Genomic DNA, 19,919 nt, shown 5'->3' with positions numbered 1-19,919 from the left:
AATATCACCTCTTAAATATAATTTCTACGTTAGTTACCGATTTTTCTAATATTCTACTTCTAATTTGCTTTAAAACTTCATTTGATACATTTTGACCTCTAACATCAATCAAAATAGTTTGTTCTGTTCCGGATGGTAAATGTGCAACTCTACCTTTTATTTGTTTACTAACATTATTTACCAAATTATTTTGTCCAGAGATACTTTGGACATTATAATTTTTCACTTCTATACTGTGTCCTGATTTGTATAGCTCTGGACGAGTACTTCCTTTTGTTCCATATGGCACTTCTTCACCATTAATAAATGATTTTTGAGCATCATATCCTTTATATTCTAACTCTGCATCAATTTCTGATTGCCTCCAAGTTGGTCTTTTAGAGGGAACTTCTGCTCCTTGAACCTCTTCTATTTTACCATTGTTTACTTGCTTTGTTCCACTCGAAGTTGTAATTTTGTATGATGCATAAGTAAAACCTAAAATTTGGATTGCTTGCCCTAGTTCAGATTCATTTATCCAATTTACCCCATCTTCGATATATTGTGAACCTGCAACAATACCACCTAAAACTGGATTCAATTTTTCTCCAGTTACATAATTAATACCATTTCTCCAACCAGATTTTATTTTTTTATCGTAAGCATCATAAGTCATAAATTGAATTAAATCGGAATCAAGATAATTTCCTGCTTTTGATAAATATCTATATAACTCTGGATTCGTTATACCATAACCTGTTTTTTTGTCCTCTATTTGCCATGAAATTTTTGGGTTTCCATCTGCATCTGTATAGATTACTGCATAGACATTATATTTTTCTAGTTCTTTATTCTTCTTTTCATTTATTCCATGTATGTTATCCTGATAAAGTTTCCATTTATCGCCTATAGTATCTCTCCAAGATAAATCTTTTGGAATAGTAAATGTTCCTGTTGCTCTATTCCATGCAGTACTTGTATGCGCTAGTCCACTATTTATTGCACTTTGCAAACTAGAGATTTCAGAAAATAAATTGGGTGAACTTGCATTAAATGCTAATAATTTACGTAATTGCTCTTCCAATTTTTGTTTTGTTGCACTATACATTCCAATCAACATAGAATTAGCATTCAATTGAAACGATTTTGTTATATCAGGTGTTTTTGAGGAATTTAATTCTCTTCGAATATCTTCTGCTTGATTTAATAATCTATTTGCTTGTCTAATCTTTTCTTCTAACTCGGATTGTTTTAAATTTCCACTGTCCACTTGAGAAATATATTCTTGCGGAAATTTCTTAACTGCCTTTTCAACTGCTTCAGAAAGTAAAATACCTCCTTGTGCTAACGGATACAAAACCGATTGAAAATATGCTTTTGCTGAATCATAAGCTTTTCCTGTTAAAAATGGGGCATTTAAAGTAAAATCATTGATTGCTTTTTGCAACTCCTGATATCCTTCTACTTGTGATTTACACATGGCTGATACACTCGTAGCTTGATTTTGGGAGGACGAAACATACATATCAACACTCATTATTTTCCATCCTCCTCTGCAAACGCTTTTCTCTTTTCATAACCGATATCATCTAATTGGTTCAAAACTTTCTTTTTTTGTATACGTAATTCTTCTTCATCATTTTCTAAACAATCCATTACTTGTCTTGATTTTTGAGAAAATTCATCAAAAATTGATTTGAAAAAATTTCCTTGTTCATTTTTATCAAACTGATAACAAATATCATCAAAAAAATGTCTTACCTCATGGAAATGTTGATCATAGGTTTCTCTAACTCGTTTTAATTGATTTACTTCACCAATTAATGTTTCTTCTTTTAAATATAATTGCTTCTCTTCTGTTTGGATATCCTCTAACCTTCTCATTTACCTAACCCACCAATTGGCTTAAATAGAGTTTTTGCAACTGTCTGGTCTAAAACTTCGAAATCTTTTGCCACACTTTGCAGATTATTAGATGCTGTAAACACTGCCTGTGCTACCTTAGTGGCTGTTTCTTGTGCAGCAGTAATAGCTTCTTGAGCATTTGTATTTCCTGCCACTGTTGTTCGGGAATCACTATTTATGCTTGATTGTTGTATTAACCTATCTGTTGCACTTCTTAATGCAGTAGCTTTTTGATTTGCACCTGCCAAATCACTTTTTATTGCCATCAGTTACCCCTCCTCATAAAACTAATTGTAATAAAATATTATCACACATATCATTTTTATAATAGTTAATTTTTACTTTTTAATATATATTTAGTTCTAAAATTAAAATATTAAAATTTATAATATTTCTGATTCCCTTTTTTTCTAACTTTTACTAAATAAAATGTGAAAAAAGTGATTGCAAAAATTCCTTCACAATCACTAATCTCGTATTAAATTTTCGGAAAATATTTATTGGTAAAACTAACCATTTTTCTTTTTGAAATTTTGAACTCTTCTTACACACCTTTAGGCATTTTTTCGACAAAAATAACCACCGCTGGGTAGGCGGTGGCAAGGAGTTCTTTTTACTTGAGGAGTAAAAATGAAAAAGTGTTTTGTTTGGGTTTGTTATTGGGTATACATACATATTAAACTGAAGATTTGAAGAAACTATGCCCAAATCATTTAGGTTTTCTATAGAATAGTTAAGAAAAAGTAAATAGCACTATTTTGATAAAATAAAATAGCTAATAACAACATCAACCCATTTTAACGCCTATAAATTTTTTGCCATTTAGGTGAAAACAACTAAAATTAATGTACTAAAAATAGAAAGAATTAAGATTAAAACTTCAGAAATAAGAGAAAATTCACAATAACTTGAAACGTACCAAAGAGTGATCGATCAACATTTAATTTGAAATTTCCAGCTTCTTGTTATTTTCGTAAATTCTCACTTGATTTCTTGGAGATTAGAACTTCAATCCAGACCTCTGATTCCTAGAACTAATTTTTATTTTTCTACTTCTGTGATGACAGAATTCGTTTTTTCTTGTATAGATTCTTCATTTGAACTACTTATTTGAGAGGTTTTTTCGTCTTTGTTGGATTCATTGAGTTCATTTTTTTTATTGCTGCAGCTACATAGGATGAGCAGTAAAATTACTACAACGATTAACTTTCTTTTCATTTTGATCCCTTTCTTTTTGTTCTATATCCTAAAACAATCAAAATGATACCGATCCCTACGACAGGTAACATATAATTCATTGTTTCTCCAGCATTTAGAAGTTTCCCTTTATAAGAACTATTTATATTTCCCGGTGTCTCAGGCCGGCTAGGAGTAGTCGTAATAGTTATTTCTGGTTTCTCAGGATCTAATGGTTCATCTGGATCTTCAGAATTTTCCGGAGGCACTGTTCCATTTACAATCGCGATATTTTTAATTGTTCCTGTCGCTTGTTCTGTGACTTTTACTTTGAAGGACACAACGACTTCTTCTCCGCCTTTTAGACTGCCTAAGTTTTGTGTATCCAATTGTTGGCCATTCACTTGATTGTCTGGTAAGGCTTTTGTTGCTCCATCCGGATAGGTTGCTTTTAATGTTCCAGATTCATAACTTAATCCTGCTGGAATTGTGTCGCTTACTTGTACATTATTTACAATCGTCTCTGCTGCAGATTTATTTTTAGCAGACACACGATATTCAATAATATCTCCAACTTTAACGGTTTGATTGTCGATGGATTGCCCTGCTTCATCATAGGCTTTCTTACTTGTCTCCAATGTTCCGGCTTTTGGCATTACTTCCGTCGGAACTCCTGGAATTTCAGGTTCTTTGGGTTTGTTTGGATCTACTGGATCCGTCCTAGGCGTTATGGCCTGTGCTTTATTTACAACAGTCGATCCTGTCGCTTCTTCTCCCACTATTGCTTTAAATTCAACAGTTGCTGTTTCATTTTTATCATTAACTATCACATTCGGTACAGTTAAGACATTATTTTTCCATACATCAGTGTCGTCTTGTGCTTGACCGTTGAATGTTGTTGTTCCTGGCACATAATTTAGATTTGACGGTAACCTATCGATAATACTTCCATTCCATTGACCCGTTCCGTCTTTATGTGTCAATTTAATTGTATACGTAACCGTATCTCCTGGATAGACTTTCGTTTCTAATGTCCCGTTGACTAATTTTTCTCCCGTCACTTCTCCCGGTATACCTACGGATACTTGTGGTTTATCTGGATCCAATGGTTTGTCTGGATCTCCAGGATTGTCTGAGGGTACTGTTCCTTTTACGGATGCAACATTTTTCATCGTTCCTGTCGCTTGTTCTGTTACCTTTACTTTAAAGGACACAATGACTTCTTCTCCACCGTCTATACTGCCCAAGTTTTCTGTATCCAATTGTTGACCATTCACTTGACTGTCCGGTAAATTTTTAATTGTTCCATCTGGATAGGTTGCTTTTAATGTTCTGGCTTCGTAACTTAATCCTGATGGTATTGTATCACTCACTTGCACATTATTTATAATCGCATCTGCTGCAGATTTATTTTTAGCAGACACACGATATTCAATAATATCTCCAACTTTAACGGTTTGATTGTCGATGGATTGCCCTGCTTCATCATAGGCTTTCTTACTTGTTTCAAATACGCCCACTTTTTTAATTACTTTTGTTGGTACTTCAGGTATTTCGGGTGCCTTTGGATTGTTTGGATCTAATGGATCAATCGGCGGTGTTGGTTGCGCCTCTGCTTTGTTCACAACAGTTGTTCCTAGCGCTTCTTCGCCTAGGATCGCTTGAAATTCTACAATCGCTGTTTTGTTTTTATCATTAACAGTCACGTTCGGTAAAGTTAGGACACCGTCTTTCCATACAACACTATCGTCTTGTGCTTGACCGTTGAATGTTGTTGTTCCTGGCACAAAACTTAAGTTTTGCGGTAACGTGTCCATGATACTTCCACTCCATTGACCTGTTCCAGCTTTATGTGTCAATTTGATCGTATAGATCAGCGTATCTCCTGGGTAGGCTTTCGTTCCGGTTGTTCCATTGACTAATTTTTCTCCCGTCACTTCCCCTGGTATACCTACAGATACTTGTGGTTCTTCCGGATCCAATGATTTTTCTGGATCTCCAATATTTTCTGGTGGTACTGTTCCTTTTACGATTGCAACGTTTTTAATCGTTCCTGTCGCTTGTTCTGTTACTTTTACTTTGAAGGATACAACGACTTCTTCTCCACCTTTTAGACTGCCTAAGTTTTCTGTATCCAATTGTTGCCCATTCACTTGACTGTCTGATAAGGTTTTTGTTGTTCCATCTGGATAGGTCGCTTTTAATGTTCCAGCTTCGTAACTTAATCCTGTTGGAATTGTATCACTCACTTGCACATTATTTACGATCGTCTCTGCTGCAGATTTATTTTTAGCAGATACACGGTACTCGATAATATCCCCAACTTTGACAGTTTGATTATCAATAGATTGTCCTGCTTGATTGTATCCACTTTTACTTGTTTCTAATGCTCCCGCACTTGGCACTACTTCTGTCGGTACTTCCGGTATTTCGGGTACCTTTGGATTATTTGGATCTGATGGATCAATCGGCGGTGTTGGTTGCGCCTCTGCTTTGTTTACAACTGTTGTTCCTAACGCTTCTTTTCCAGCAGTTGCCTGAAATTCTACTATCGCTGTTTTATCTAAGTCATTAACAGTCACATTTGGTACGGTTAAAACACCGTCTTTCCATACAACACTATCGTCTTGTGCTTGACCGTTAAAAGTTGTTGTTCCTGGCACAAAAGTTAAGTTTTGCGGTAACGTGTCTGTAATGCTTCCACTCCATTGACCTGTTCCATTTTTATGTGTCAGTTTAATCGTATAGGTCAGCGTATCTTCTGGGTAGGCTTTCGTTCCGGTTGTTCCGTTGACTAATTTTTCTCCTGTCACTTCTCCTGGTATGCCTACAGATACTTGTGGTTCTTCTGGATCTAGTGGTTTATCTGGATCGTTAGGGTTTTCAGATGGTACTATTGCTTTTACCGTCGCGACATTTTTAATTGTTCCTGTCGCTTGTTCTGTTACTTTTACTTTGAAGGACACAACGACTTCTTCTCCGCCTTTTAGGTTGTTCAGATTTTCTGTGTCCAATTGCTGACCATTCACTTGACTATCTGGTAAGGCTTTTGTTGTTCCATCTGGATAGGTTGCTTTCAATGATCCAGCTTCGTAACTTAATCCAACTGGAATTGTATCGCTTACTTGTACATTATTTACAATCGTCTCTGCTGAAGATTTATTTTTAGCAGACACGCGATACTCAATAACATCTCCGACTTTAACCATCTGATTATCGATGGATTGTCCTGCTTCGTCGAACGCTTTTTTACTTGTTTCTAATGCTCCCGCACTCGGTACTACTTCTGTTGGTACTGCTGGTATTTCTGGTGTTTTTGGATTGTTTGGATCTGACGGATCAACTGGCGGTGTTGGTTTAGCCTCTACTTTGTTCACGACAGATGTTCCTACTGCTTCTTTTCCAACAATTGCTTGAAATTCTACTTTTGCTGTTTTATCTGAGTCATTGAGGGTCACGTTGGGTATGGTTAAAACACCGTCTTTCCATACAACATTGTCATCTTGTGCTTGACCGTTAAAGGTTGTTGTTCCTGGTACAAAACTTAAGTTTTGCGGTAAAGTGTCAGTAATACTTCCACTCCACTCACCGGTTCCATCTTTATGTGTCAAGTTAATCGTATAGGTCAGTGTATCTCCTGGATAGGCTTTCGTTCCGGTTGTTCCATTGACTAATTTTTCTCCCGTCACTTCTCCTGGTGTTATTATTCCAGAGAATTGGGCAGAAACTTCATTAGTACTCGATTTATCAGTATCGAATGTACGGTCTGCTGTGTTAGGTACATCTAATAAAACTCCTACTTGATATTTTTTTATTTGTTCAGGAGTGAGATTATCTTTTAACGTTGTTGAAATTTTCATTATATAGTACTGACCATAGTTATTTACATTAGTCAAAAAAGTCGGTTGTGCAGAAGCCGTCACTTTTTGACCGTTTGTTTGTATAGTAAAGTTATTAGATACATTTGTTCCTAATCCATTGTAAATTTGAACATTATTTATTGTTAAAACATCTTCAATAGTATCTTCTAAAATAAACGATGAATATTGATTATCTTCTGTTCTATTAGGCATTAGTTGCGTAATATTAAATGTCGCATTTTTTTCTTCTAACGTCTTATTTTCTACTTCTTTTATAGGATCTGGATTATCGAAATTTCCAGGGAATAATCTACTGAATCCAATAGTACTGCCTACACTACCAGAACGCTCTGCCCCAGGTTTTAATTTAACTTTAGTCGTCGGTCCAAAAGTAATAGAAAATGTATTTCTAGGATCATTCAAACTGACCGAATTACCATCCGTGCTTTGTCTGGCAACCCCTGATACAGTCCCAGCTGGAAGTTCAATCTGGTTTAATACATTGTTTCTCACCACCAGACTTTGAACGATATTTGTTTCTGGATAAAATGCCAACCACTCCTGTAGATCCAATTGTCCCATATTAAAATGTCCTGTAATTTCTGCAGCTTCATTTGTGTCTTCATAAAAAAATCGATATTCTAGTACTGGCGGTAATGAAGACGGTGTATTCCTTATAGATCCTGGCTGGAAGTCCCCTAGTGTAGGAGCGCCTGCAGGGATATTTTTAATAACTATTTGAAATTCGTCTCCCGTAAACTCAACTGGGACTACATTCATTCCTAATTTTCTTCCATTATAATATCCGATATTATCGAATTTAACGTACGTATTCTGGCTAGCAGTAACAGTAGCTTTCCTTATATAGACAGTATCTTGAGAGCCTAAGGATACTTCTGCACCATTTTCAATATACGTTGTTTTCGTTTCTGAGGTGAAAATAGGAGTAAATGAATATTTTGAATCTATAAATGTATTTGGATCCAATATAGTAACATAAGGCGCATCTACTATTTTTCCGATAACTTTAGGACCTGTCGTTATATCAGGGCCTACAGGACCATTTTCACTAGTAGCTCTTTCCATGCCAGAGCTTGGGGGAGCATTTGATGCTTCTTCGCTATTGGCTACGGCACTATTTTCCAAATGATCTTCTGTTGCTTGTGTTGGTTGTGCTACTTGTTCTTCTTGACTTTTTTCAATCTGAGAATTTTGTATTTGCTCTGATGATTCTTTATTTTTTTCGTTTTCTTCTTTTGATGTTTGCTCTGTGGAAGAAACCGAACCCTCTTCTTGTGCTATGCTCGCCATAGGGCTCACATATTGTCCGACCAACATTGCCATTATCAATATTTTTACTAGTTTCTTCATCCTAATTCTCCTAAACGTTTTTTATTTTCAACTCACAAGACCTACTGTCAATAGCCCCCACTCCTTTCAAATAGCTATTCACTTTTTTTAAAATTAAAAAAATAAATTAAAATTGAGAATGCCACACGATTGATTTACATTTGAAAGCCCTTTAAAAATACTGCTTAAACTAGCTAAGATAGTAACCCAAATAATTACTTTTATAGTTAAGAAATAATTATATAAATAATTGTAAAAAACGAACAAATAACTATCAGAAGAGCTTGGGACATAAGTCCTAACGAAAAATCCAGATACCAATCAACTTAATTGGCATCTGGATTATTTTTTTGTACAAAAATAAGAACACCTTTGCTAAAATAAAAGTAACTACTCAAATAAATTAGTGAGGTGTTCTTATGTTTAAAAATTATACCACAAATCAAGTCATTCTTCCTCTAGATTTTAGTTTTCAGTTAGAAAAAAATGATATCGCATTTGTTATTGATCAATTAGTGGAAAGTATCCCCGAGGCACGTTTTCTTCCTTTTCATCATCAAATGGGCCCTTCTTCTTATCATCCAAAAATGATGATGAAGATGATTTTATGTGCCTATACACAATCCGTGTTTTCTGGTCGAAAGATTGAAGCTCTAACGAAAGATAGTATCCGGATGATGTGGCTCACTCAAAGTTATCAGCCTAGCTATCGAACGATCAATCGTTTCCGTGTGAATCCCTTAGTGAACGCACTCCTTCGGGAGTGCTTCGTCCAATTCCGTAGTCAATTAGTCAAGGAACAATTAATCGATGAAGAAGCTATTTTTATCGATGGCACAAAGATTGAAGCCAACGCAAATAAATATACCTTTGTTTGGAGAAAATCCATTGATAACTTTGACAAAAAACTCACCGAAAAATCAACCTTTCTTTATGATGAACTATTGAAAAATACAATTATTCCTGAAATTGAGCGCGAGTCCGAAAAAGAATTATCTGTCACTGAATTAGGCAAGATTGAAGAAAATCTCGCGCATGTTGTAGAAAAGTTTACAGATAAAATCGAACAAGCAAAGGATGGAATTACGCGCAAATCAATTCGTTCTAAACGAAAAGTTCCAAAAAAATTAAGGAAACTTTTCAAAGACTTTAAAGAGCGAAAACTCGCTTATCAAAAACATAGACAGATTTTAGGACAACGAAACAGCTATTCTAGAACAGATCCAGATGCCACTTTTATGCGCATGAAAGATGATCATATGAAAAATGGTCAGTTGAAAGCAGGTTATAATCTTCAAATCGCCACGAACAGTCAGTATATTTTAGGCTATGATCTTTTCTCAAATCCAACAGATACACGAACATTGCGCCCTTTTTTAACCACTTTAAAAGAGTGTTTCTTTGATCTGCCAAACTATATTGTCGCAGATGCCGGCTATGGAGGAGAAGAAAACTATCAAGCGGTTTTAGAGGATCACGAGCGAACACCACTCATCACTTATGCCATGTACCATAAAGAACAGAAGAAAAAGTTTAAACAAAATCCGTTCCTTCCAGCAAACTGGCCGTACCAAGAATTAGAGGATACGTTTCTTTGTCCAAACGGACGAAAAATGAATTTTCGAAACTATTCTATTCGTACAGATAAATATGGCTTTAAACGTTATTTAAAACGGTATGAATGTGAAGACTGCTCGAATTGTCCTCTTCGAAGCCAGTGTACAAAAGCGAAGAGTGACAAGAATCGTGAGATTCAAAAGAACATGAATTGGGAATACTTTAAAGCAAGAATTCAACAGCTGCTTTCAGAAGAAGAAACAGGTAAACTCTATCGTCAACGAAAAATTGACGTCGAACCTGCTTTCGGACATTTGAAGGCTTGTTTAGGGTTCACTCGGTTCTCTGTTCGAGGGAAACAACAGGCACACAATGAAATTGGGCTTGCGCTAATGGCTGTAAATTTGAGAAAATATAGGCTAAGTAAGCTATCAAACAAGAATAATTCTCCCAAGAAACTAAAAAACAGAAGACTAAAAATCATTTTTATGATTTTCGGTCTTCTGTTTTATTTGTCTTAAGACTTATGTCCCAAGGTCTTTGGATACTTATTCTTATATAATTTTAGAGATTAATTTTTCTTATTATTCATTAAAGTAAATTTAACATCTTAGATATATTTTGTAAAATATTAGGGAATTAATATGCTAAAAAGGATATTTTTTGTTTTCTATTGCGAAAGTATAACATTGATTTTTAGAAGCTTCAGAACTATTAAACGATGAATTTTTTAAACACATCCTCTATTTTTTATATAAAAATAATCTGCAAATTACCTTCTAATGTTGGTAATAAATCACTGACATCTTTTTATATAAAACAAAGAAAAAACATCCTGTTATTCTTTAAAATGAATTCTATTAAGAGATGTCACTTTTACTCGACACAAGAACGTCTCTCTTTTTTGAGTTATCGCATGTTTAAAATATTTATCCATTGAAACTGACCTTGCTCCCAATTTTTTTATTTCGATAAATTTAAATCGGTTAAAAAAATCATTTCTGCTATATGTTTTATTAGAACCGATTGCTTAAATTACTATCAATGAAGATCGTTAATTATCTTATTTTAATAGAACAATAGCATTTTTAATTAATCTTATTAACGTACTTTATGCGTTGCATAATACTTAGAATTTTAACCTTAGCTGTTCTCTGTATTTGTCCTATTTTGAGTACAAAAAAGGGCTCTATACTTTCTGATATTGGTGAGAAATCACCAGCATCTTTTTTTATGCAAAAAAAATAGAAAAGACACCCTGATATCCTTTAGAATTAAGTCGTCTAAAACCATTCAAAAAGGAGGAAATTAAGATATCTTACACCAATCTTATCAAAAATACCTTAGATATTCTAAATTTAAATATTACTTTTACTGAAAATTCTTTAGAAAAAGAACGCATTAAGGGGCGAATTTGTCAGGTATTTTCTGGTACATTAGTCTATTTAGCCCACTCCTATCCCCATTGTGGAGAAAAAAAGGGAAGATTATTCGTTGGGGATATACTACTTGTCTTATTTTAATGAACGATGAGTCTGAGTATCAAACGTATTTGCGTTTTAAGAAACGCCGTTTCTTCTGTCATTCCTGTAAAAGAACGTTCGTCGCTGAAACAAGTCTGATCCAAAAAGGGTGTTCGATTTCTAAAAAAGTGAAGCTATCCATTGCCGATCAATTAAAAAAGGTTACGTCTATGAGTGAAATTGCGCGTCAAAAGAAGGTCTCTGTCTCTTCTGTTTATCGTATCTTGAAACAATTTTATGAACCGAAAAAAATCATTCGTCTGACCTTGCCGGAAGTCTTTTGTTTTGATGAATTTAAATCGGTTAAACAGGTCGCTGCTTCTATGAGTTTTATCATGATGGATGGATAGACAAGACACTTGATTGATGTCATTGAAAACCGTCAATTGTACTTTTTAGAACGTTATTTTTCAAGATTTTCTTTGTCTGTTCGTGAACGTGTAAAATATATCGTTTGCGATATATACACGCTTTGTTTCTCTTTAGTCAAAAAATTATTTCCGATGACTCAAATCATTCTTGATTGTTTCATATTGTCCAACACATTGGACGAACTCTTTTAAAACACCGTATTCAACGAATGAATCTGCTTCTCCAGAAAGGAACTGTAGAGGTAAAAAAATACTGGAAACTTCTTCAAAAGAACCAATCGAAGCTCGATTTTGAAAAACGACATTGCCGTCCTTCCGTGCCTATTTAACAGAAACAGAATTCGTAGATCGACTTCTTACATATGACAAGGAATTAAAAGCTGGGTACACCTGTTATCAAGATATTCTTTATGCCGTACAAACAAGAGATTATACACGATTTCACACGTTGTAGAAAAAGAATATCCTACTATTACCAAACGGTTTATTTAACCTTTAGGAAGGTTCAAAATGAATTTAAAAACGTCCTCGAATTACCTTATTCCAATGGAACGTTGAACTGTTTGAACAACCAGATCAAAGTGTTAAAGAGAAATGCGTATGGGTTTCGTAACTTTTATAACTTTAAATTGAGAATTGCTTTATGTTTTGGTACCGTTCTTTTTCAACCAAATAGAAAAACCTAGAGGAATTTTCCTCTAGGGTCTCTTCATTATTATTGATTTAATTCTTTAGACATTCTTACCAACATTAGTTGACAAAGAGCTATTCTTTACTTAGGTGTTACATAAGCTAATGTATTCGCTGTGTCTTTATCGATGACTCTGAATGAAACTACACCAAGACCTGCAACATTCATTTCTGAAATTAGAATGGAACCATCATCATAAACATGTTCAACAAACGCTACATGTCCATATGTTCCATCCGCACCAGCAACAGTTGGTTGGAAGCTGACAGCCGTTCCAGCTTTAGGTTTGTTAGATACTTCATAACCATTGGCTTTTCCAGTTGTTCCCCAATCCATTCCATTCCCCATCGTGGTCTCTACATAACCTTCTAATTGAACAATGCGGTTGTATACATATTGCGTGCAATTTCCTATAGCATAAGCTTCTGAACCAGAGTAAGTTTCTCCAGTATATTCTTTAAAATCACTATCTGGATGACTATCTGAAACTATGATTCCACTAGTTGAAGTAGATGGTTTTTCTTTGTCATATTCAGTCAAGTCATACTCTTCGATAAAAGCATTTAATTTTTGATCATAGCTAGTATCAGTAGCATACAAACCCGTTAAAGATTTAGTCGCTTCACGATAGCTTACTGCATTTGATTTCCAAGTACCTGAATAAATCGTTTTATTTGAATCTATACCTTCCTTCATCAACTTAGCATAGTCTTCAAATGATTCTTTATAACCAGGGTATTTCTTGAACGCTGCATCGATGGTAAACCAATTGCCTGATCCGTCATCTTCTTGAGTAGAAAAGACAACTTTTTCTCCTTTGTATTCACCCTTGATCCCAAAAAGATTGTGATAAGGTTGTTGACTTAAATCACTATTGCCAGAACCTGATTCTAAAATTGCTTGTGCAATCATAACTGAAGCATATAAATCATTTTTTTGGCCTACAGCACGAGCTTTTTCACCAATACGGCGAATGAACGTTTCTGTTGGTTCATTCTTAACGATTTTGATTGTTTGATCCAATTGTGCTTCAGTAGGCACGTGATCAGTCGTTGGCTGAACTGGTTGTTCCGTAACAGTTTCAACTGGAGCACTCGGTTGTGTCTCATCTGTCACTTCTTGACTGCTTGTAGGAGGTTGTACCTCCTCTGTAGATTCTGTGCTGTTATTGGTTTCACTGCTGCCTGTTTCCGTCTCTGATGTAGACGAATCTGTCGTTGTTGTAGAGTCTTCTGTTGAAGAACTTTCAGTTGTTTCAGGTGTTGCCTCTTCAATTGTGCTTGACTCTGAATGTGTTAATTCATCCGCATGACCAACAACTGGAATTAAATTGACACTGAGCAGTACACAAATCATCTGCAGTGATAATATTTTTCTCTTCATTCCTTTTAGTTCCTCTCAAAATATATTAAAGATTCTGATGTTTTTATTGGTTTCTTCTTCCTTTTAAATAAAAACGTTTAAAGCACTTACTACTAAACTGATTTTTTGATCGTCCTAGTAATTAAAATAGCTTGATGATGAAATGCGAAAAATCCCCAACGACTACTGCGTTTTCATTCCTCTTTAAACTATCCAACTACCCTACCTCTAAAAACTTCGTTTAACCTTCTACAAGTTATATTGATTTTACCATAGGTATATCGAAAAATCATGTATTTGATTTAAAAGTTTCGAAAGTTTCGAAAAAAATTTACGCTTCAGACAAAGAATGATCTCTTTTCATCTGGCTTCTTGTCATTTTAGATAAACTTCTCTTTTTCTTCATCATTTTTATATTCCGATGTGTATTGAATGATCATTCGCTGAATGTCTTTGCTGCGGTCACTTTGATAGTTTCTGATCAACACTTCCCAAAGCTCAAAAACTAACTGTCTATTCGCTGCTAATAAATCAGCTAAGTTTGCAATTCCCACTTGAAGACCTGAAATGAAAGCATAAACTGGATTACCTTCTATAATCGTCTTTCATCGCCCAATGCAATCTTCAGTGAGTGCAGAACATAAAACATCTGGAGCATCACGTTCAAAACTTAAATCAAACGAAAATAGGCTAGGATATAACCCGTAAAGTTATGTCCTAACCTCTTTGAAACAATTGGGAAATTTATAGCTGAAACACTCATTATTTCCGATACATCTTAAACTCAAGAAACAAATCATTATAAATTCCCAAATATTTTGCACCTAAGTCTTCATAAACTTCTAAATGCTTGATCACTTCATCATTTGGATAAAATTGTTCATCGCTAGAAATTTCTTTGGGCAATAATTTTTTTGCAGCCTGATTAGGTGTTGAATAGCCAATATATTCTGCATTTTGAGCAGCATTTTCAGGTCTCAACATAAAATTGATAAACGCATACGAACCTTTGATATTTTTTGCGGTTTTAGGGATCACGATATTATCAAACCAAAGATTAGAGCCTTCTGATGGAATCACATAATGAAGATGTTCATTCCCATCGAGCATTTCAGCAGCTTCACCAGAAAACGTTACAGCGGCTGCGCTTTCTTCATTGATCATATACATTTTAATTTCATCAGCTACGATCGCTTTGACATTTGTCGTTAATTTATTTAATTTATTTGTTGCTTCACGCAGCTCTTGATTGTTCTTGCTATTTAGAGAATAGCCTAAACTGTTTAAAGAGAACCCTAATACCTCCCTTGCTCCATCAATCAGCATCACATTGTCTTTCAATTCTGGTTTCCACAAATCATTCCAATGTTTTATTTCATCTTCTCCGATAAATTTGTCATTATAGATGATGCCTAAAGTTCCCCAAAAATAAGGGATCGAATAGTTATTTTGTGGGTCAAAATCTAAATTCAAAAAACGTTCATCGATATTTTGTAGTCCAGTTAGTTTCTTATGATCGATTGCTAATAACATTTTTTCTTTCATCATTTTTTGAATCATATATTCAGAAGGAATCGTGATATCATAAGCCGTTCCCCCCTGCTGGATTTTCGTAAACATTGCTTCGTTTGAATCAAAGGTTTCATAATTGACTTTATACCCTGATTCCTTTTCAAACTTACGTAATAAGTCTGGATCGATATAATCCCCCCAATTATAAATCGTCAAGGTATCAGCACCAGCCATTCCGCTGGCTTTTTCCAGTTGACGGACGCTTAAAAAAAGAATCAGGATGATCGCTAAAATACCGATAAACAAAGATTGTAGTTTTTTCATTTAAGTTTAGCCACCTCGCTTTGTTCTCGACGTATTTTTTTCATGCGCTTAGAGGTATTATCTTGGCTGATAAAATAATAACCAATGACTAAAATCATAGAAAAAATAAACACTAGCGCACTTAACGCATTGATTTCTAAACTGATTCCTTGTCTTGCTCTGGAATAGATTTCAACAGAAAGAGTCGAGAATCCATTTCCTGTAACGAAAAAGGTCACCGCAAAATCGTCTAACGAATACGTAAATGCCATAAAATAACCCGCAATGATCCCTGGTGCTAAAAAGGGCAAAATAATATTCTTGATGACCTGCACATTATTAGCACCTAGATCGCGCGCGGCATCCACCATCGAGTCATTCATTTCTTGTAGTTTTGGCAGCACCATTAGCACTACGATCGGAATACTAAATGCGATATGTGACAATAATACACTAGTAAATCCCAAACTAATAAAACCTACAGCTGTAAAAAAAATCAAAAAACTTGCACCAATGATCACGTCTGGCGAAACAAGCAAAATATTATTAAAACTCATCAAGGTCGTTCTTGTTTTTCTACGCCTTGTATAATAAATCCCCATCGCACCAAATGTACCAATGATTGTTGCTAATAACGCTGATAAAAAAGCCAATAAAAAGGTGTTTAACACAATGATCAACAACCGTGTATCTTCAAATACAGCAGTATAATTCGCAAGCGTAAAACCAGTAAATTGGTTCATCGTATCGGTGTCATTGAATGAGTAAAAAATCAGATAGAAAATTGGCGCATACAATAAAGCAAAAACGATGATCAGATAAAGATAAGACCATTTAATTTTTTTCTTTGTCATTTCACCCGCCCCTTTTTCTTCTTCTCACCTGTCAACAACATCACGATAAACATCGCAACAATCAAAATAACACCAATCGTTGAACCCATCCCCCAGTTTTGTGTCACCATAAAATGTTCTTCAATCGCTGTTCCTAATGTGATCACACGATTTCCACCAATCAATCGTGTCAACATGAATAAGGACAAAGACGGTATAAAGACGGCTTGAACGCCACTTTTTACACCGTTCAATGAAAGCGGAAAAATCACTCGTTGAAAAGTTTCAACACTATTCGCGCCAAGATCTCGACTGGCACTGATCAACGAAGGATTCAACTCCTCAAGCGCATTGAAAATCGGTAAAATCATAAACGGAATTTCAATATACGTCGCTACAAATAGAAAACTAAAATCAGTAAATAATATTTGCTGTGGCCCAATGCCTAGAAAGCCTAAAAATTGATTGACATTCCCATGAATACTAAAAATCCCAATAAATGCGTAAGCTTTCAGCAAAAGATTCACCCACGTCGGTAAAATCACCAGCATCAGCCATAATTGTTTATGTTTCAACTTTGTCAAAAAATACGCTGTTGGGTAACTGATCAAGAGTGTAAACAAGGTTATCAAAAACGCATACCAAACTGAATTAAGCGTCATACTTAAATAAGTGCCTGAAGTAAAATAAGTTCGATAATTTTCTAAAGTAAATTGTCCATTCATATTAAAGAAAGACTGATAAATAATCATTAAAACGGGCGCAATCACAAAGAATAGCAGCCACATCATATAAGGAATCGAATAAATCCGACGCATTGTTTTCATTATTACTCCTCCTATTCTTCGTAACTTTCTAAGCGGGCATCGAATTCTTCCTCTGACTCATTAAAACGCATCACATGAATGTCTTCTGGTTCAAAGAATAAACCAACTTTTGCCCCTTCTGTCGCTTTTTTAGTGGAATGAACCATCCACTCATTTTGATCTTCATCATAACAAATGATTTCATAGTGAACCCCACGAAATAACTGTGTATCAACCGTCACGACTAATTTCCCTTTATCTGCAGTGGTGATTGTCAAATCTTCAGGACGCAACATTATTTCAACTGCTTCAGCTTGGCGCATCCCACCATCCACACATTCAAAACGTTTTCCTACAAATTCTACTAAATTATCTTCGATCATCGTCCCGTTAACAATATTACTTTCCCCCACGAAATCTGCTACAAAGTGATTGATTGGTTCATCATAAATATCAACTGGCGTACCACTTTGCACGATATGACCTTTGTTCATAACAAAAATTTCATCGCTCATCGCTAGCGCTTCTTCTTGATCATGGGTAACAAATATAAAAGTAATGCCTAGACGTTGCTGTAACTCACGTAACTCATATTGCATATCCGTTCGTAATTTTAAATCCAACGCAGAAAGTGGCTCGTCTAAAAGCAGCACTTTAGGTTCATTCACAATAGCACGCGCAATCGCTACACGCTGACGTTGACCACCAGACATTTCGCTGATTTCTCGAGTTTCATAACCAGGTAACTGAACCATGCGTAGCGCATCTTTAACTTTTTTCTCAATATCTGTTTTCGCTATCTTTTTGATTTTAAGCCCAAATGCTACATTATCAAATACATTCATATGTGGAAACAAGGCATAATCTTGAAACACAGTATTCACTTGGCGTTTATTTGCTGGAATATCGTTAATTCTATGACCATCAAAATAAATATCACCTTCGGTAGCATCGACAAAACCCGCTAAAATACGTAAAATCGTTGTTTTCCCACAACCTGAAGGACCGAGTAACGTATAAAACTTTCCCTGTTCTATATCAAAACTGACATTTTTCAGCACTTTTTCATCATCATATTGTTTGACGACATTTTCAAATGTAATAATATTTTTTTTCACTCGCTGATCCTCCTTTAATAAAAGTATACTGGACTCTTTATAGCTCGAATGAAAAATAATAAAATCAGAGTGTGACGTTCTTTCTCACAATTGAATTTTATCTTTTTCTCGAGAAGCTGGCCTTAAAACCAGACATTATAAATAAGATTCTGTTGCAACGATCAATACGCGACTTTTCCCTTTTGAATGATTGATCAGCTGATGGGGTTCTGCGGCTTGATAATACATTGCTTCCCCTTTTTTTGCAGAATAAGTCGTTTCCCCAAGAATCAATGAAACAGACCCATCGATCACATAGATAAATGTTTCAGATAAAGAAGGTTCAAACGTTTTATACTCACCGTTTTTGTCAAATGTCAAAACAATGGGTTCCATCTCTTTTTCATTCGATTCAGGAATTAACCATTTTAATTCATAGCCATTTTCTTCATCGTAATACAGTGTACTATCGTCATCTTTATAAACGATTTTTTGTTCCAACATTTGTTCACTGAAAAATTGTTCTGGTGTGATGCCTAAAACTTCCAAAATATTGAAGAATGTTTCCATTGAAGGTGAACTTAAATCACGTTCCAGTTGAGAAATGTACCCTTTTGTCAAATCTGTTCGTTCGCCTAGTTCTTCTTGGGTCAAATTCTTTTGTACACGTAAATTACGTAACTTCTCACCGATTTCCATTAAACCACCTCATTTCATAAAAATATATAAAAGTTTGCTAATACTAAACTATAAGTTTAATTTTACCTTTTCTAGTATACAAATTTTTCAAAAAATAGCAACAAATTTCAACAATAATATTTTATTTTTTTAGTTTCATCTCATTCTTTAATACTAGCATCGATTTGGTTATTTTAAAAAAATAAAAAAGCATCTATCAATCAGACACTTCCTCATTTTCTGCAGATTTTAAACTTCTTTTTTTGGTAAATTTTAACGGGATAAAATAATTCACTAACAAGGCAATGCCCATCCCAATAAAACTATCGACTACCCTAGCAAATGCATATCCATACGATTGATTTGCTGGAATCATAAATACAATCGTTAAAAGCGTTGCACATGCCCCGACGGTCCCTTCTTGATAGCCCAAACCAGCCAACAATGCAATCATTAACGTAATGATCAGCGGGATAAAAATCAACTGTACAAGCTCTGTTCTACCTAATAAATTGAAAACAGCAATCACAACGATTGACATCAGCGCTCCCATGACATTCCCAATAATACGATGCTTGCCGTACTTCAGCGTATTTTCCATATCTTCTCTCAAGGTAAAAACTGTTGTGATCGCTGCAACTACATATGTTTCCCTTTTCAATAAAATACTGACCAAAATACAAAAAAAGACACTTAATCCTGTTTTAAATGTTCGCATACCAATTTTTAATTTCAACAAACTAAATTCCTTTCAAATAGTGCAAAACGACGATTGCAGTTCTATTCATCTTATTATAATTGAGCCCATCCAATCTATTCTAACTTATTTTTCTTCTATTAAGAAGGGGTCTTCAAGAAATATTTGCTAAAGATAAAAAGAGAATATGTTATGATAGAAACGATCACACTAATTTTT

14 protein-coding genes and 1 pseudogene are annotated in these 19,919 nt (G+C 34.9%); 2 read left to right on the top strand and 13 right to left on the bottom strand.

The annotated features are described in order from the left end of the window. Nucleotides 1-4 precede the first annotated feature (4 nt). The 5 genes from AC4BC4_RS05440 to AC4BC4_RS05420 form a co-directional block, all read right to left on the bottom strand. Nucleotides 5-1,504, bottom strand: a complete 1,500-nt coding sequence (locus AC4BC4_RS05440; protein WP_490477350.1) for a T7SS effector LXG polymorphic toxin — start codon at nucleotides 1,502-1,504, stop codon at nucleotides 5-7. 11 nt (nucleotides 1,505-1,515) lie between these two features. Continuing rightward, nucleotides 1,516-1,863, bottom strand: a complete 348-nt coding sequence (locus tag AC4BC4_RS05435) for a DUF3958 family protein (protein ID WP_490477028.1) — start codon at nucleotides 1,861-1,863, stop codon at nucleotides 1,516-1,518. Then, the gene (locus tag AC4BC4_RS05430; protein ID WP_490477027.1) at nucleotides 1,860-2,150 is read right to left on the bottom strand and encodes a TIGR04197 family type VII secretion effector; all 291 of its coding nucleotides are present in this window, start codon (nucleotides 2,148-2,150) and stop codon (nucleotides 1,860-1,862) included. The genes AC4BC4_RS05435 and AC4BC4_RS05430 overlap by 4 nt, the downstream gene beginning before the upstream one ends. Nucleotides 2,151-2,925: 775 nt before the next feature. Beyond that, nucleotides 2,926-3,102, bottom strand: a complete 177-nt coding sequence (locus AC4BC4_RS05425; protein WP_490477026.1) for a hypothetical protein — start codon at nucleotides 3,100-3,102, stop codon at nucleotides 2,926-2,928. Beyond that, nucleotides 3,099-8,291 (bottom strand): isopeptide-forming domain-containing fimbrial protein, encoded by a 5,193-nt coding sequence (locus AC4BC4_RS05420; RefSeq protein ID WP_490477025.1) that lies wholly within the window; start codon nucleotides 8,289-8,291, stop codon nucleotides 3,099-3,101. The genes AC4BC4_RS05425 and AC4BC4_RS05420 overlap by 4 nt, the downstream gene beginning before the upstream one ends. Before the next feature lie 398 nt (nucleotides 8,292-8,689). Here AC4BC4_RS05420 and AC4BC4_RS05415 point away from each other — a divergent pair, with 398 nt between their 5' ends. Next, nucleotides 8,690-10,348, top strand: coding sequence for an IS1182 family transposase (locus tag AC4BC4_RS05415; protein WP_490475503.1), 1,659 nt, complete (start codon nucleotides 8,690-8,692; stop codon nucleotides 10,346-10,348). A 792-nt stretch (nucleotides 10,349-11,140) separates the two neighbouring features. Beyond that, nucleotides 11,141-12,407 (top strand): annotated as a pseudogene (locus tag AC4BC4_RS05410) (ISL3 family transposase). An 86-nt stretch (nucleotides 12,408-12,493) separates the two neighbouring features. Here the strand turns inward: AC4BC4_RS05410 and AC4BC4_RS05405 are convergent. The 8 genes from AC4BC4_RS05405 to AC4BC4_RS05370 all read right to left on the bottom strand — a co-directional run bounded on the left by AC4BC4_RS05405 (nucleotide 12,494) and on the right by AC4BC4_RS05370 (nucleotide 19,739). After that, complete coding sequence (locus tag AC4BC4_RS05405; protein WP_490477024.1) at nucleotides 12,494-13,795, bottom strand: glucosaminidase domain-containing protein; 1,302 nt, start codon at nucleotides 13,793-13,795, stop codon at nucleotides 12,494-12,496. Nucleotides 13,796-14,154: 359 nt separating this feature from the next. Next, complete coding sequence (locus tag AC4BC4_RS05400) at nucleotides 14,155-14,328, bottom strand: hypothetical protein (protein WP_490477023.1); 174 nt, start codon at nucleotides 14,326-14,328, stop codon at nucleotides 14,155-14,157. A gap of 208 nt (nucleotides 14,329-14,536) precedes the next feature. Next, the gene (locus AC4BC4_RS05395; RefSeq protein WP_490477022.1) at nucleotides 14,537-15,610 is read right to left on the bottom strand and encodes an ABC transporter substrate-binding protein; all 1,074 of its coding nucleotides are present in this window, start codon (nucleotides 15,608-15,610) and stop codon (nucleotides 14,537-14,539) included. Beyond that, nucleotides 15,607-16,443 (bottom strand): ABC transporter permease, encoded by an 837-nt coding sequence (locus tag AC4BC4_RS05390; RefSeq protein ID WP_490477021.1) that lies wholly within the window; start codon nucleotides 16,441-16,443, stop codon nucleotides 15,607-15,609. The genes AC4BC4_RS05395 and AC4BC4_RS05390 overlap by 4 nt, the downstream gene beginning before the upstream one ends. After that, nucleotides 16,440-17,249 (bottom strand): ABC transporter permease, encoded by an 810-nt coding sequence (locus AC4BC4_RS05385; RefSeq protein ID WP_438758722.1) that lies wholly within the window; start codon nucleotides 17,247-17,249, stop codon nucleotides 16,440-16,442. The genes AC4BC4_RS05390 and AC4BC4_RS05385 overlap by 4 nt, the downstream gene beginning before the upstream one ends. Before the next feature lie 11 nt (nucleotides 17,250-17,260). Next, nucleotides 17,261-18,346, bottom strand: a complete 1,086-nt coding sequence (locus AC4BC4_RS05380; RefSeq protein ID WP_438758721.1) for an ABC transporter ATP-binding protein — start codon at nucleotides 18,344-18,346, stop codon at nucleotides 17,261-17,263. A gap of 135 nt (nucleotides 18,347-18,481) precedes the next feature. Then, entirely contained in the window at nucleotides 18,482-19,024 is a 543-nt protein-coding gene (locus tag AC4BC4_RS05375) for a helix-turn-helix domain-containing protein (protein WP_438758720.1), read from the bottom strand. Between the two features lie 196 nt (nucleotides 19,025-19,220). Further along, entirely contained in the window at nucleotides 19,221-19,739 is a 519-nt protein-coding gene (locus AC4BC4_RS05370; protein WP_438758719.1) for an FUSC family protein, read from the bottom strand. Nucleotides 19,740-19,919: the final 180 nt, after the last annotated feature.

The sequence above is a fragment of the Enterococcus sp. AMC1086 genome (assembly GCF_058216575.1).
The sequence above is the reverse complement of the archived record's forward strand: the minus strand, read 5'-3'. Positions and strand labels throughout refer to the sequence as shown.

What these genes read in the sequence shown, in the direction of transcription:
- AC4BC4_RS05405 (WP_490477024.1), bottom strand. Translation starts at nt 13,795, where the DNA reads ATGAAGAGAAAAATATTATCACTGCAGATGATTTGTGTACTGCTCAGT.
- AC4BC4_RS05435 (WP_490477028.1), bottom strand. Translation starts at nt 1,863, where the DNA reads ATGAGAAGGTTAGAGGATATCCAAACAGAAGAGAAGCAATTATATTTA.
- AC4BC4_RS05440 (WP_490477350.1), bottom strand. Translation starts at nt 1,504, where the DNA reads ATGTATGTTTCGTCCTCCCAAAATCAAGCTACGAGTGTATCAGCCATG.
- AC4BC4_RS05430 (WP_490477027.1), bottom strand. Translation starts at nt 2,150, where the DNA reads ATGGCAATAAAAAGTGATTTGGCAGGTGCAAATCAAAAAGCTACTGCA.
- AC4BC4_RS05385 (WP_438758722.1), bottom strand. Translation starts at nt 17,249, where the DNA reads ATGAAAACAATGCGTCGGATTTATTCGATTCCTTATATGATGTGGCTG.
- AC4BC4_RS05375 (WP_438758720.1), bottom strand. Translation starts at nt 19,024, where the DNA reads ATGGAAATCGGTGAGAAGTTACGTAATTTACGTGTACAAAAGAATTTG.
- AC4BC4_RS05390 (WP_490477021.1), bottom strand. Translation starts at nt 16,443, where the DNA reads ATGACAAAGAAAAAAATTAAATGGTCTTATCTTTATCTGATCATCGTT.
- AC4BC4_RS05420 (WP_490477025.1), bottom strand. Translation starts at nt 8,291, where the DNA reads ATGAAGAAACTAGTAAAAATATTGATAATGGCAATGTTGGTCGGACAA.
- AC4BC4_RS05415 (WP_490475503.1), top strand. Translation starts at nt 8,690, where the DNA reads ATGTTTAAAAATTATACCACAAATCAAGTCATTCTTCCTCTAGATTTT.
- AC4BC4_RS05395 (WP_490477022.1), bottom strand. Translation starts at nt 15,610, where the DNA reads ATGAAAAAACTACAATCTTTGTTTATCGGTATTTTAGCGATCATCCTG.
- AC4BC4_RS05425 (WP_490477026.1), bottom strand. Translation starts at nt 3,102, where the DNA reads ATGAAAAGAAAGTTAATCGTTGTAGTAATTTTACTGCTCATCCTATGT.